This is a genomic window from Amycolatopsis sp. NPDC041971, from assembly GCF_055588925.1.
The window spans coordinates 54,406-67,275 of record NZ_JBVJCE010000008.1 but is presented as its reverse complement, the minus strand read 5'-3'; the positions used below and the strand labels follow the sequence as shown (position 1 = coordinate 67,275).

Sequence of the window (12,870 nt, the reverse complement as noted above, 5' to 3'; positions counted from 1 at the left end):
CATGATCACGAAATCACAGAGCCTGCTCGTCGTTTCTTTGTCGGCCCTTCTCGCTGTGGGACTTTCCGCCTGCTCCACAGAGAAACCCGGCAACGCCACACCTGTGCAGACACGGCCCGGTGGTACGTCGGCATCGGCGAGCACCGCACCTGAGGACGTCTTCGCAAAGCTGAAAGCCTGCGACTTGCTGGAGCCGACGAGCACAGCCAAGGGCTTCGACCCACCTGCCGAGGAAACCTACGAGAGCGACAACGGTTGCGGCACACGGAAGTACGGGTACGGCTCGGTGACCCTCTACCTCGTTCCCGAGGCCGGGATCGACCAACTGTCCGCCGGCCAAGGAACCAAGATCCCGACCAAGGTCGGCGAACGAGACGCCGTCGAAATTCCTGGCGACGCGGGGAAACAGGCCTGCACCGTGGCGATCGCCGTCACCCCGAACGCCCGGATGACGGCATCGACCGGTCTGAACAAGGGGACCAACGAGGAAGCCTGCGCACTCTCCCGGGAGATCGCCACGGCCGCTGAACCGAAACTGCCCAAGGGAAGCTGATGACGTCCCGTGTCCGCCTTGGTTCGCTGATCGCGGTACTCGCGGTTGCGGCGAGTGGCTGCTCGTCTGAGCTTCCAGGCAGCGCCATCGCCTCGGAACCGAGCGCGGCACCGGCGAACTCGGACAACCGGTCAGGTGAAGTATTCGGTCACCTCGAAACATGCGATCTTCTAGAACCCACTACGACGCCCAAGGGCTTCGCCGCTCCGGAAATTGAACGATACGAGAGTGACAACGGATGTGGGACCGCAAAACGCGGTTACGCCTCGGTCAGCATCTACCTTGTCCCCGACGCTGGGATCGACAAGCTGTCGCCTGGACAAGGAACCAAAGTCCCCGCGAAAGTGAACGGGCGTGATGCGGTCGAAATCCCAGGCGACGCGGGAACCGATGCCTGCACAGTCGCTGTAACCGTCGGCCCTGACGCGCGAATGACGGCGTCGACGACGCTCGAACAAACAGGAACCAACGAAGAAGCCTGCGCGCTCTCCCGGGAGATCGCGACGGCCGCCGAACCGAAACTGCCTAGAGGCAACTGACTACGGAACGAGAGGGACCATGGTCAACGTCGGGCAAGACGACTTCGACAGCAAGTTTTCGGCGATGGGCAACCCCGGCCGGACGTACGAGGCCAAGCGGTATTCCGACACGTACAACGAGGCCAACGCCGGTCCCGGAGGCAACTCCGTTACCGCGAGGCTGACAGCCGAGGCGCAGGCCGGCCAGTACTCGGCCGACCAGGCCGCGGCGCTCGCGCAGGGTCAGCAGTTCCGTGCCGGTCTCAATCCGTCGGAACAGCGCTATGAAGCCGTTCCGCATGGCGAACTGAAGAACATGGTCACCCAGGACCTCGATCCGCAGGACATCGACGAGAAGGGTGTGCTCTGGAACAACCAGGGCAACTCCCTGAACACCTTCAGCAACGCCGTCCGCGACGCGATCGGCAAAGAGGGCGAGCACTGGCAGGGGGACGGCGCCAAGTCGGTCACCGACTTCTTCACCAACATCAGCAAGTGGGCCGACACCGCGGGCGACGGCGCGTATCTCGCGTCCAATCGCTTCTCCCAGTCGGCGGCAGCGGCCACCACCGCGAAGAACTCCATGCCCGAAGAGGTTCCTTTCGACCGCAACACCGAATACAAGAACGCCCTCGGCCAGCTCGCGTCGGGTAATTACGCGGGTGCGCTGGACACGGTCGGCAACATCTCGGCCAAGCAGGAGCAGTCGTTCCAGGCGCATCAGCAGGCCGCGCAGGTGATGCACACCTACGACCAGTCGCTTTTCGACGTCAATTCCAAGCAGCCCACGTTCGCCCCGCCGCCGGAGATGGGTGATTCGACGACGGCGTCCGGGTTTTCCGGGGGGACTGAAGCCAGGGGCTTCAGCGGTGGCCCGGGGCCCAACAGTGGTCCTGGTCCGGGGATGCCCGGGCCGGGTGGTGGTCCGGGCGGGCCGACGCCGGGGCCGGGGATCACCACGGGCGGCGGGCACACCGGGGTGCCGGGGCCGAATCAGCCGTTCAGCGGGCCGCCGGGGTCGTTCCGGCCGGGGCCGACGCCTGGGCTGGCGGCGGTGAACGGGCCTGGTCCCACCGGTCTCGGACGGCTGGGCAGCGAGCAGTATCGCGGGAAGCCCGGCCGGACGCCGAGCGGGCCCGGTGGCAGTGCGGCGAGCCGGTTGACCAGTGGCGGGGGCGGTGGGTTCGGGCGCAACGGCGGGTCGGGCAATGTCGCCGAGCGGCTCGCGGGTGGCAAGGTTTCGGCCGGTGACGCCGAAAAACTCGCGGGCAAGGGTGGCGGGTCCGGGGCGGGCAAGCTGCCGGAGGAGCGCGTCACGCGGGGTGGTGCGGCCGCCGCGGGCAAGAGCGGCGGGCCGGGCGCCCTGGGCGCGGGCGCTCCCGGTGGCAAGGGGCAGAAGGAAGAGGACAAGGAAAAGAAGGCCCCGGACTACTTGCAGGAAGAGGACGCCGACGTCTTGTTCGGCGGTTACGAAGGCGAGATGAAGCCGGTGCCGCCGGTGATCGGCGACAAGTCCCCCTGACCGGAGGCGGGCCGCTCGGGAGCGATCCCGAACGGCCCGTTCTCACCTGTACGCCGGTGAAGGCGGCGTCCCGCCTTCGAGTTTGTTCCCGATCCATTTCGCGTAGATCGTCTGCCACGCGCCACCGCGTACGTTCTCCAGCACGGCGTTCACATACCGCACCATGTCCTCGTTCTCCTTGGGGATACCGATGCCGTAGTTCTCCTCGGTGAACCGGCCCCCCACGATCTTCAGCGTCGGATCCTGCGCGAGCATCCCGGCGAGGATGACGTCGTCCGTCGACACGGCCTCGACCTGTTTCTGCTGCAGCATCACCAGGCAATCGGACCAGTTGTCCACCGAGACCGGCACCGGCTTCGAGGGATCCGACGCGATCTTCGTCAGCGAGGTCGACGTTTTGGTCGCGCACACCCGCCGCCCGCCGAGGTCCGAAAGCTGGGTGACCTTCGAGCCGGATTCGACCAGGATCCGTTGCCCCGCCTGGTAATAAGCGGTCGAGAAGTTGACCTTCTTCAGCCGGCCGCAGGTGATGCTGTAGGTCCGCACCACGATGTCGACCTGCTTCTTCTCGAGCACTTCTTCCCGCAGTTTCGACGGAATCGCCCGGAACTGCACGCGGCCTTCCGCGCTGCCGAAAATGGCCTTCGCGATCTCGTTGACCATGTCGATGTCGAAGCCTTCGAGCTGGCCCGACGTCGGATTCCGGAAACCGAACAGGAACGTCGTCTGGTCGACGCCGGCGATCAGTTTGCCGTTCTCCTTGATCTTCGCCATCGTCGAGCCGCTGGTGATCGACGTGCCGTTGGTCGGCCGCAGGCTGGCCAACGGGTTACAGCTCGTGTCGGTCGTCCCGCCACCGCCGGCGTTGTCGGCGCCGCCGACGTTCGCGGGCAACGGCGGCGCGACGTCGCCGACGGGGGCCGGGTCGACCGGCGCCCCCGCGCTGCCGCAAGCCGTCACCAGCACCAGGACCGCGCCGAGCACGGCCCCTCGCAGACCGTTTCGCATCACCGGTACTCCCTCAGCCGTTCACGGATTCCCAACGCGGACCCCGCCGCCGCGAGCAACGCCAGCACCGCGATCCCCGGCGGGAGCAGGGTCAGCGCGCGTTCGGCGCCGCGGGTGTCGTCGAGGAATTCCTGCCGTCCCACGTTGATCGCGGCCACCAGGTTCTCGTCGAGTCGCAGGAACGCCCCGGCGGCGCCGTCCTTCTTGTCGTCGCGGATGGCCGTTCCGACGGCGTCCTGGTAGAAGCCGTCGTCGTCCTGGCGCCGCACCTCGGCATGCGCCTTGAACCACGCCGACGCCGCTTGGATCGCCGCGTCCACCTTCTCGGCGGCCGCGCCGCCCGCCGCGAGACCGCGTGCCTCGCCCAGCAGGCCACCTTGCCCGTCGGTCCCGCCGAGTTGCGCGGCGAGGTCACCGAAGTCCTTTTCGTACGCCGCGCCGTCGCCGCGGGCGACGAGGGTCAGCGTTTCGTCGGCTCGTGCCTGCAGCGCCGCGATGCGGGCGCGGACGAGGACGTCCACCTGGTGCGAGCCGTCTTCCTCGCCGCTGCCGACGAGGCTGCTCTGCACGATCAGCGCCACCGCGCCCCACAGCAGGGCGACCACCACCGACACGGTCGCGACGACGAGCCCGACGTTCAGCAGCCGGTTGGTCTTCCGCGTCAGATGTACCTGCGTGACGATCAGCGCGGCGAGTAGGGCGAGCATCAAAGCCGTTGCCAGCCAAGGGAATCCGGTCGCGTCGTCCTGTTCGGCGGCGAGCCGGTCGGTGTCGATGCGGTACAGATCCTGTGCGGCGGGAAGGATTTTCGCCCGCATCAGCTCGGAGGCCTCACGCAGATATGAGGCACCGACGGGATAGCCCTGCCGGTTGTAGACGCGGGCGGTCTCGATCAGTCCTGTGTAGACAGGAATCTCACGGCCGAGGATGTTGATCTGCTCGGCGGCTTCGTCGACACCGGAGGAATCCGATGCCGCTTTCGCCAGCGCCGCACCGGCTTCCGCGATGTCGCGTTCGTACCGCTGGCGCATCGGGAGCGGCTCGGTGCCGATCGAGAGGAACGAACTGGCCGCTGTCGCGTCGGCGTCCGAAAGCGCGCGGTAGACCTGCTGCGCGGCGGCGGCCAGCGGTTCGCGGTGGTCGATCAGGCCGTTGATCGTGTCCTTCTTGTCCTGCGCGGCCAGCGTGCCGAACAGCCCCGCGACCAGCGACAGCAGCACGAGCCCGATCGCGATCACCGACAGCCTGCCCGGCGTGGTCGCCGCGGACCGGACGATCGCGCGAATCCCGTTCCCCGGCAGTTCGAGCAGCCCGGCGATCCCGCCGCGGCCCTCCGGCGCGGGGGGCGGCGCGGGGCTCCCCGGCGGCCCCGGCCGGGTCACAGTGCTCGTCATCGCCGATCCTCCCCATTGGTTCTACCCGCAAAGAAGGTATCCGAGTCGGGATCAGCGCAGCCAGTGACACCGGCGTGTGTCATCTGCACGTGATCTCCGGGCCGGATCAAAGACCTTTTTCGAGGCCGTACCGCACGGCCTCCGCACGATTGCGCACACCGATCTTGGCGAAGGTGTGGTTGATGTGACTTTTCACGGTGGCCTCGCCGATGAACAGTTCGGCGGCGATTTCCGGATTGGACAGCCCGCGTGCGATGAGGCCGAGCACTTCGCCTTCGCGGGCGGTGAGGCCGTCCGGGAGTTCGGCCTTGACCCGCGTGACCGTTCTGGCGTCGAGCGCGGCGACGAGTCTGTCGGAGACTTCGGCGGCGAAGATCGCCTGGCCGTTGGCGGCGGAGCGGAGGGCCGCCCCGATTTCGGCGCGCCCGGCGTCCTTGGTCAGGTAACCCCGGGCTCCGGCGCGCAGCGCGTCGGCGATCGAAGCGTCGTCCGCGTACGTCGTGAGAATGACGACAGCGATGTCCGGGTGATCACGTTTGAGCAGTCTGGTCGCGGCGACCCCGTCCAGGACGGGCATGCGCAAGTCCATCAGTACGACGTCGGCCGCGGTGTGGCGGAGCAGGTCGAGTGCCTGCCGTCCGTCGCCCGCGGAGCCGGCGACCTCGATGCCGTCGATCAACCCGAGCAGGGCGACGAGCCCTTCGCGCATGACCTGCTGGTCATCGACCACGACCACCCGGATCACGCCCGCACCACCGCCTCCACCGTCCAGCGCCCGTCGTCAGCGCCCGCGGTCAGCGTGCCACCGGCGAGCGCGAGCCGCTCCCTCATCCCGGTGAGACCGAATCCGCCGGTGCCCGCCGATCGGCTGGTTTCGCCGAGTTCGTTCCACACCCGCAAGCGAACCTCCGCCGGAGCGAAGAGCAGCCGGAGCGACACCGGCCGCCCGGCGGCATGCTTGGCCGCGTTGGTCAAGGCCTCCCGCGCGACACCCACCAGCGAGACCACCTCGGCGGACGGCAGTGGCCGCTGCTCCCCCTCGACCTCGAAGGACACTCCGTCGTGATGCGCGTCCGCGAGCAGCCGCAAGGCTTCCGCCAGCGACGGGACGTCGCTGCGCAAGGCGGCGACCGCGTCCCGCGCCTCGGCGAGCCCGTCCGCGGCCAGCCGCCGTGACAACCGGACCCTGTCGAGCGCACCGTCCACATCGGACTTCTCGGCCAGCAGCGCCTCGGCGACCTCCAGGTGGACTCCCAACGCCCCCAGCGAATGCGCGAGGACGTCGTGGATCTCCCTGGCGATCCGCGTGCGCTCGTCGAGCGCGGCCGCCCGCGCGTGTTCGGTCTGCGCCAGCCTGGTCTGCTCCAGCAGCGCGGCCGCCTGCGCCGCCTGCACCTCGTACTGCCGCCGGTTCAACCCCAGCAGCATCAGCACGAGCAGCACGCCGACGTTGCCGAGCACCACCGGCCCGGACGCACCCGCGACCAGGCCGGTGACCGCCGCGAGGCCCGCGTCGAGCCCGACCACCCCCATGATGGCGGCCACCGACGGCTCGGTCAGGGTGGCGAACCGGCTGACCGTGACCACCGCCAGCACGATGGCGGAGGAGTCCTCCGCCCAGCCGAGCGCGAGCGACGGCGCGACGCTCGCCACCGCGAGCAGGACGGTCGCCGGCAGGGGGAATCGCGGGGAGGCCGCGACGAAACCCAGCCAGCAGGCCCCGCAGACGCCGTAGGCCGTCCAGATCCACGCACTGGACTCACTCGCGGTCAGCAGCACCACCGCGACCGCGGCCGTGCCGAGCAGCTGGACGACCAGCCAGCTGGGCGCGATCGTGTCCGGCAGCAGCGGCCTCTCCCGCTTCGCCATCTCCCCCCTCAGTGATCGCTCAGGCGCGTGATCATCTCCACCAGGATCAGCCGGTAGGCCAGGAATCCCAGCAGGACGACGACCCCTACGACGACCAGCGCCACCAGGCCTTTCAGGCTCATCTTTCCCATGACACGGACGTTAGGCACGCCGAGGGGTGGACCGGGACCATCGCCGGGTGGAACCGGGGGTGGAGGTTCAGGCGCGGACGGCGGGCGCGACGGAATACGGGAGGACGTCGCCGTCGGCGGGCCGCTCGACGAGGACCTCGACGTCGTCGGCGAACCGGTACGGCCTGCCCAGCAGGATCCCGCCGAAATGCCGCCGCATCCGGGACATCTCGGCGCGGACGGTGACGGTGCGGCCGGCGTCGCCGAACAGGTCGCGCGACAGTTCCGAAGCCGACCTTCCCTCGCGATGACGCGCGAGGACGTACAGCATCTCCGCGTGCCGCGGGCTCAGCCGATGCGACCACGTGCCCGCCGCGCCCGAGACGCGCAGCGTGCTCTCCCGCGCCGACCTCAGGTCGAGCACGACATGCGTCGGCGGCGCGTCCTCCTCTTCAGTGAGCCGGACGAGCCATCCTCCCGGCAGCGGTTCCAGCAGGCAGTTCCCGTAGGTGGGCAGCCAGGTCCGGCCCGCGGTCGCGTCGTTCGGCAGCGCGATCCGGCCGACCGGGGCGAGTCCCGCCGAAGCCGCGATCCAACCGTGCGGGTCGGCGATCACCGCTTTGCCCTTCACCTTGGTGAGCAGGGGTGACGCCAAGCCGCGCAGCCGTTCGAGCTCGGCGAGGTGGGTGGTGCGCAGCTGCGCTTCGGCGAGTTTCGCGACCGTGTCGACCAGCGCGAGGGTGGTCGGGTGCACGGTGGAGGCCGGGCCGGAGAGGTCAACGACGCCGAGCAGCCTGCCGTCCCTCGGATCGTGCAGCGGCGCGGCGGCACAGGTCCAGTCGTGCTGGTCACGGACGTAGTGCTCGGCCGAGTAGACCTGCACCGGATGTCTCGTGACCAGCGCGGTGCCGATGGCGTTGGTGCCGACGGAGTTCTCGCGCCAGTCGACGCCTTCGACGAATCCGAGACCGTCGGCTCGACGGCGGACCGCGGTGCTGCCGTCGCGCCAGAGGACGCGGCCGCCGGCGTCGACGACGACCACGATGTGCGCGGCCTGTTCGGCGAGGCTGATCAGGCCGCCGCGCAGGGCGGGCAGGACGGCGGCGAGGCCGCTCTCGCGACGGCGGGCTTCCAGCTGTTCCGGGGCGAGCGCGGGAACCGGCGAGCCGCGGTCCGGGTCCATGCCGAGTCGGCGCATACGCTGCCAGGACGCGCCGATGACCGCGCGCGGATGGCTCGGGAGCGCGCGACCGGAGAGGGCGGCTTCGTGCACCTTGGCGAGGGCGCGCGCGTGCCGGCGCGGATCCGCGCCGGCCGGCAAAGCCGCCTCCAACCGCACCTGGCCCACTCCTTTGGTCCGTTTCGGCCAGTGTGCCCGGCGGCCCCGGCGTGCGGAAGGCCTCTGTGACCAGGGCGGGCTTATCCGCTGAAGCGTGCGTCCACCAGGTGGGTCGCGGGAAAGGACCCTGTCGGCTTCCGGCCGAGGAGCAAACCGGTCCTGGTGGCCTCGGCCATCACGGCGCGGACGTCGACGCACCACGGGCCGTCGGGCTTCAGCTCGACGAAAGCGCTCTCTCCCGGCTTCAGCACGAAGTGCGGCTGCCCGTCGAGCGCGATGGAGCCACCACCGGCGGCGAGGTCGACGCGGACCCCGGCGTGCAGCACGCTCCAGCCCCGTACGCCCACCGCGCGGACCTCACCGGGCGCGATCGGTGCCTGCACGACGTACGGCGTCTCGTCGACCGGCCCGAGCGAGACCGCGACACCGTCCACAGTGGACTTGGGGCTGGGGCACAGCCGTCCGGGGATGCTCGACAACCCGACCCCGTCCGGGACGGCGAACGTGCAATACAGCTCGGTCAGCGACGCGGGATCCCACCGGCTCTCCGAGCACACGCTGACGTCGGTCAGCGCGATCTCGCGACGGGCCTTCGTCACCACTTCGAGCACAGTCGCGCGATTCGTGACCAGGTCCGTGTCGACCTGATGGGTGGCCAGCAGCCCGGCGGCGAGCCCGGCTACAGAAGACTCGTCGGTGCTCCCCGCGGGCAGCATGAGCAGCGGCACGTCGCCGCAGGCGGCCGCGGCGGCCCGCATCATGCCCTCGCTGCCCAGGCAGATGAGCACACTCGCGCCCGCGTCCACCATCCGGCGGACGGTGCCGATGATCTTCCCTGCCTCGGTCCACACCATCACACGGCCGACCCCGGCCACTCTCAGTGCCGAACGCAGGCTCTGGATATCACGCTCCGAAGCGGGGTTCGCCACGATCCCCGCAACCGCTTCGCCCACATGTCCTCCGCTGCCGCGCCAAGTCCCTACAAGGAAACGACGTCGAGGCCGCGAAAGGAAGAGTTGCACGAGGTTGCATCGCAAAGCCACCGCCGCGGACGAAGGTGACCAGCAACGCGAGTTCGAGGATCAGGAGGATCCGTTCGGCCAGCCCACTCACCGCACGGGCGTCGACCAGGAACGTCGCCACGAAGACCACCAGCGCGGCCAAGGTGGCGTAGGACAACCGCCGGGCCCCGCCGAGAACCAGTCCTGCCAGCGGCAACGCGGTGAAAGCGGCGAGCGCGACATACCGGTGGATCGCGCCGTGCCAGGTCAGCGGCTGGTCCATCGGCTCCTGCGGGAACACCGCGAGCACACACAGCCCGACACCGAACAAGGCGACGAGCCTGGCCCCCCACACCGCCCCGGTGAGACGGACGCCGCCCGCGATGGTCAGCGCGCCGAAGCCGGTGGCCAGCATGGCGACCCCGACTAGCCGTGCGCCCTGCCCGACGTGGACGTACTCGCTGAAGGTGGTGGCGAGCGGATCGACCGCGCCGGCGTTGACGATCTCGACGTAGACCGCGATGACCAGTCCCGCGGCCAGCCACGCGAACGCGGACGACCGGATCAGCCCTCTGATGTCGTTCATGAGCCGAGCCTGAGCCCGCGCCACCGTCCCGCACATCCCGCCCGGGCGAGCAGTCCGCGTCACCTCGTGGGGGACTCCCGGTGTCCCCCACGAGGGGATGTGCCCGGTCCGCGGCGTCGTTAGCGTCGAATCATGGACTCGTACGGCGGCTCACTGGGATGGGCGCTCCTCACCGGACGCGACGCCGATCTGGAACCGCCCTCGGCTTGGTGGCGCGGCCCGGTCTGGGTCAAGACCGTCCTCGCCGGAACCGCGCTGGCGGTGCTGCTGGGCCTGACCTACGGCACGTGGGCGCGTTACCTCGGCGGCGGCAGTGTGCCGGTGATCTTCTTCCTGCTGATCCTGCAGATCGTGCCGCCGTTGCTGGTCGTCAAGCTCCCGCTGACCGCCGTCCGGGTGGCGGCGGCGGGGATGGTCAGCGCGATCATCGCGATCCTCTTCCCCGCCGACTACGCGCTGTTCGGCCGGACCTTGTCGGAATGGCCGTTGCAGGTCCAGGTCCTGCCGTATCTGCCGGTGCTCGCGATGACGCTCGCCCGCACGAAACCCGGGCAGGGCCGGGGGATCTCGATCATCGCCGTGACGCTGGCGGTCGCGGCCGGCATCGCCCAGCTACCCCGCGCGGGCACGAAGAGCTTGGTGTTGTCGTTGATCGTGGTGGCCGCGACGATCTTGGCCGGCTACGGGATGCAGCAACGCCGCCGGGCGCTGGAGCAGGCCGACGCGGCCGAGCGCACGACGGTCGAGGAGCGGGCGAAACGGGCCACGTTGCAGGAACGCGCGTTGATCGCCAGGGAACTGCACGACATCATCGGCCATCACCTTTCGCTGATCGCGCTGCGGACCGACAGCGCGCGCTACCGCGTCCCGGACGTGTCCGAGGCCGCGGAGGAGGAGTTCCGCGCCATCGGGGTCGCGGCCAGGGAAGCGCTCGACGAGGCCCGGCGGCTGGTCGGCGTGCTGCGTGACACCGACGCCGAGCCGGAGCACGAACCGCAGCCGGGGCTCGCGGAGGTGCCGTCGCTGATCGACGGCTGCCGGGCCTCCGGGATCGAGATCCGCGCGGAGATCTCCGGCGGCGACGACGTTCCCGCCCTGATCGAACTGGCCGCGTACCGGATCCTGCAGGAGGCGCTCAGCAACGCGGCCCGGCACAGCCCGGGAGCACGAGTGGACGTCGAGGTGCGGCGAGACCCCGACGGACTCGGAATCCTCGTCGAAAACGGGCCGCCGACACGGCCTGCCGGGTCTACTTCCAACGACGGCACCGGCCTCGCCGGGATCGCCGAACGCGTTACGCTGATCGGCGGTTCGTACGAGGCCGGGCCGCGGGCCGACGGCGGTTTCCGCGTGGCCGTCGAGCTGGATCTCCCGGGGGTGGACGACGCGTGACGACCGTTTTCATCGTCGACGACCAGGCCTTGGTGCGGGAGAGCTTCGCCGGTCTGCTGAACGCGCAACCGGGTCTGGACGTGGTGGGCCAAGCAGGCGACGGAATCGCGGCGCTCGCCGGCCTCTCCGCCCTGTCCACGCCACCGGACGTGGTCCTGATGGACATCCGGATGCCGGTGATGGACGGTCTCGAAGCGACCAGGCGGCTGCTCGAAGGCGACGGCGAAAAGCCGAAAGTGATCGTCCTGACGACGTTCCACCTGGACGACTACGTCTACGAGGCGCTGCGGGCGGGTGCTAGCGGGTTCCTGTTGAAGGACGCGCCGTCGGCCGAACTGATCAACGCCATCGAAGTGGTCGCCGCCGGTGACGCGCTGCTCTCCCCCGCGGTCACCAAGCGGCTCATCACGAACTTCGTGGCGAGCGCACCGGTGCCGCGGCCGTCCCCGGCGAGATTCGACGTGCTCACCGAACGCGAGCGGGACGTGCTGCGGCTGATCGCGAAAGGACGGTCCAATCCGGAGATCGCCGCGGATCTCGTGCTCTCGGCGCAGACCATCAAGACCTACGTGGGCCGGATACTGGCGAAACTCGGGTTACGGGACCGGGCACAGGCGATCGTGCTCGCCTACGAGGCGGGACTCGTCTCCCCCAGCTGAGAGGCGCCTACCAGGAAAGCGCCCGAGGCTCCCGATCGGTGGGCCACCGATCGGACAGCACACGGACGCCGAGCGGGACGAGCGCCAGGCCGAGGGCCACGGCGGTGACGATGCTCAGGAACTCGCTTTCCTTGAGCACCCCCATCCAAAGCGTGCACGGCCAAAGGAACAGCAGCGCCCGCCCGGTGCCGAAGGTACCCGCCCGGAACGCCCCGATGGCCAGCAACAGCCCGCCGGCGTATTGGCCGACCGACGCGGTGACCGGGATCCGCCACAACCCGTAGGACAGGTCGACATAGTCGTCCATCACCAGCTTCCTCGCCTGGTCCAGGCCGAGCTTGTCGACGAGCTCGAAGGCCGTCAGGTCGACACCGGCGAAGTAGACCCGCGCGAACAGGCCGAACGCGAGCAGCAGGAACCCCCAGGCGGCGAGTGCCGGTGCCTTTGCCGCGACGATCTTCGCCAGCATCAGGAAAGCCGGCAGCAGGAGAACCGCTCCGAGCAGGAAGACCGAGTACGCGGCCGTCACGAAGCCGGGGTTCGCGGCGTACGCGGCCAGCTGCCCGGGCGCGGCGAAGGGTTGCTGGTCGAACCAAGCGACTTGCTCCGGTGTGAAGTCCTCGAGCACCAGATGCCGCAGCAACAGGCCCGCGAACCACACGAGCGGGGCGAGGATCAGGGCCACTCCGCCGATCCATCGGCCGGTTTTCCCGTTCATGGCGGAATCGTCGCCGGTCAGGGCGACGCGGGGCAGCGCACGAAGGTCAGGCGGAGGCCCCGACTTTCGGCAGGATCGGGGACCGCGTGGACTGTGGGTGCCCGCGGGTCGGGGGGGGGGGGGGGGGGGGGGGGGGGGGGGGGGGGGGGTCCCCCGAAACACCCGAACCAAAAAAAAAAAAAAAAACCCCAAAAACAAAAA

At 69.5% G+C, this 12,870-nt stretch carries 14 protein-coding genes; 5 read left to right on the top strand and 9 right to left on the bottom strand.

Annotation, left to right across the window (positions count from 1 at the left end; genetic code table 11):
• Position 1 precedes the first annotated feature (1 nt).
• The 3 genes from ACZ6DT_RS17875 to ACZ6DT_RS17865 are packed head-to-tail and all read left to right on the top strand — an operon-like array spanning position 2 to position 2,593.
• Entirely contained in the window at positions 2–553 is a 552-nt protein-coding gene (locus ACZ6DT_RS17875) for a DUF3558 family protein (protein WP_465595876.1), read from the top strand.
• Positions 553–1,092 (top strand): DUF3558 domain-containing protein, encoded by a 540-nt coding sequence (locus ACZ6DT_RS17870; protein ID WP_465595873.1) that lies wholly within the window; start codon positions 553–555, stop codon positions 1,090–1,092. Before ACZ6DT_RS17875 ends, ACZ6DT_RS17870 begins: the two co-directional genes overlap by 1 nt.
• Positions 1,093–1,111: 19 nt before the next feature.
• Positions 1,112–2,593, top strand: a complete 1,482-nt coding sequence (locus ACZ6DT_RS17865; RefSeq protein ID WP_465595870.1) for a hypothetical protein — start codon at positions 1,112–1,114, stop codon at positions 2,591–2,593.
• A 42-nt stretch (positions 2,594–2,635) separates the two neighbouring features.
• Here the strand turns inward: ACZ6DT_RS17865 and ACZ6DT_RS17860 are convergent, their stop codons facing one another.
• The 8 genes from ACZ6DT_RS17860 to ACZ6DT_RS17825 all read right to left on the bottom strand — a co-directional run bounded on the left by ACZ6DT_RS17860 (position 2,636) and on the right by ACZ6DT_RS17825 (position 9,900).
• Positions 2,636–3,601 carry a glutamate ABC transporter substrate-binding protein gene (locus ACZ6DT_RS17860; protein WP_465595867.1) on the bottom strand — a complete coding sequence of 322 codons (966 nt, stop codon included), beginning with the start codon at positions 3,599–3,601 and terminating at the stop codon, positions 2,636–2,638.
• Positions 3,601–4,995, bottom strand: coding sequence for a hypothetical protein (locus tag ACZ6DT_RS17855; RefSeq protein WP_465595864.1), 1,395 nt, complete (start codon positions 4,993–4,995; stop codon positions 3,601–3,603). Before ACZ6DT_RS17855 ends, ACZ6DT_RS17860 begins: the two co-directional genes overlap by 1 nt.
• 106 nt (positions 4,996–5,101) lie before the next feature.
• A complete protein-coding gene (locus ACZ6DT_RS17850; protein ID WP_465595861.1) occupies positions 5,102–5,740 on the bottom strand; it encodes a response regulator in 639 nt (212 codons plus the stop codon).
• Positions 5,737–6,864 carry a sensor histidine kinase gene (locus tag ACZ6DT_RS17845; RefSeq protein WP_465595858.1) on the bottom strand — a complete coding sequence of 376 codons (1,128 nt, stop codon included), beginning with the start codon at positions 6,862–6,864 and terminating at the stop codon, positions 5,737–5,739. Before ACZ6DT_RS17845 ends, ACZ6DT_RS17850 begins: the two co-directional genes overlap by 4 nt.
• A gap of 8 nt (positions 6,865–6,872) precedes the next feature.
• On the bottom strand, positions 6,873–6,995 hold the full coding sequence (locus tag ACZ6DT_RS17840; RefSeq protein WP_465595855.1) for a hypothetical protein: 123 nt from the start codon (positions 6,993–6,995) through the stop codon (positions 6,873–6,875).
• Between the two features lie 67 nt (positions 6,996–7,062).
• Positions 7,063–8,322: a GAF domain-containing protein gene (locus ACZ6DT_RS17835; protein ID WP_465595852.1), complete on the bottom strand. Its 1,260-nt coding sequence runs from the start codon at positions 8,320–8,322 to the stop codon at positions 7,063–7,065.
• Between the two features lie 71 nt (positions 8,323–8,393).
• Positions 8,394–9,266, bottom strand: coding sequence for an ATP-NAD kinase (locus tag ACZ6DT_RS17830; RefSeq protein ID WP_465595850.1), 873 nt, complete (start codon positions 9,264–9,266; stop codon positions 8,394–8,396).
• The gene (locus ACZ6DT_RS17825) at positions 9,217–9,900 is read right to left on the bottom strand and encodes a DUF998 domain-containing protein (protein WP_465595847.1); all 684 of its coding nucleotides are present in this window, start codon (positions 9,898–9,900) and stop codon (positions 9,217–9,219) included. The genes ACZ6DT_RS17830 and ACZ6DT_RS17825 overlap by 50 nt, the downstream gene beginning before the upstream one ends.
• Positions 9,901–10,032: 132 nt before the next feature.
• On the opposite strand from ACZ6DT_RS17825, the gene ACZ6DT_RS17820 reads away from it, so the two are divergent.
• Positions 10,033–11,292 (top strand): sensor histidine kinase, encoded by a 1,260-nt coding sequence (locus tag ACZ6DT_RS17820; RefSeq protein WP_465595844.1) that lies wholly within the window; start codon positions 10,033–10,035, stop codon positions 11,290–11,292.
• Positions 11,289–11,951, top strand: coding sequence for a response regulator (locus ACZ6DT_RS17815; RefSeq protein ID WP_465595841.1), 663 nt, complete (start codon positions 11,289–11,291; stop codon positions 11,949–11,951). Before ACZ6DT_RS17820 ends, ACZ6DT_RS17815 begins: the two co-directional genes overlap by 4 nt.
• 7 nt (positions 11,952–11,958) lie before the next feature.
• On the opposite strand, the gene ACZ6DT_RS17810 is transcribed toward ACZ6DT_RS17815, so the two are convergent.
• Positions 11,959–12,669 carry a hypothetical protein gene (locus tag ACZ6DT_RS17810; protein ID WP_465595838.1) on the bottom strand — a complete coding sequence of 237 codons (711 nt, stop codon included), beginning with the start codon at positions 12,667–12,669 and terminating at the stop codon, positions 11,959–11,961.
• Positions 12,670–12,870: the final 201 nt, after the last annotated feature.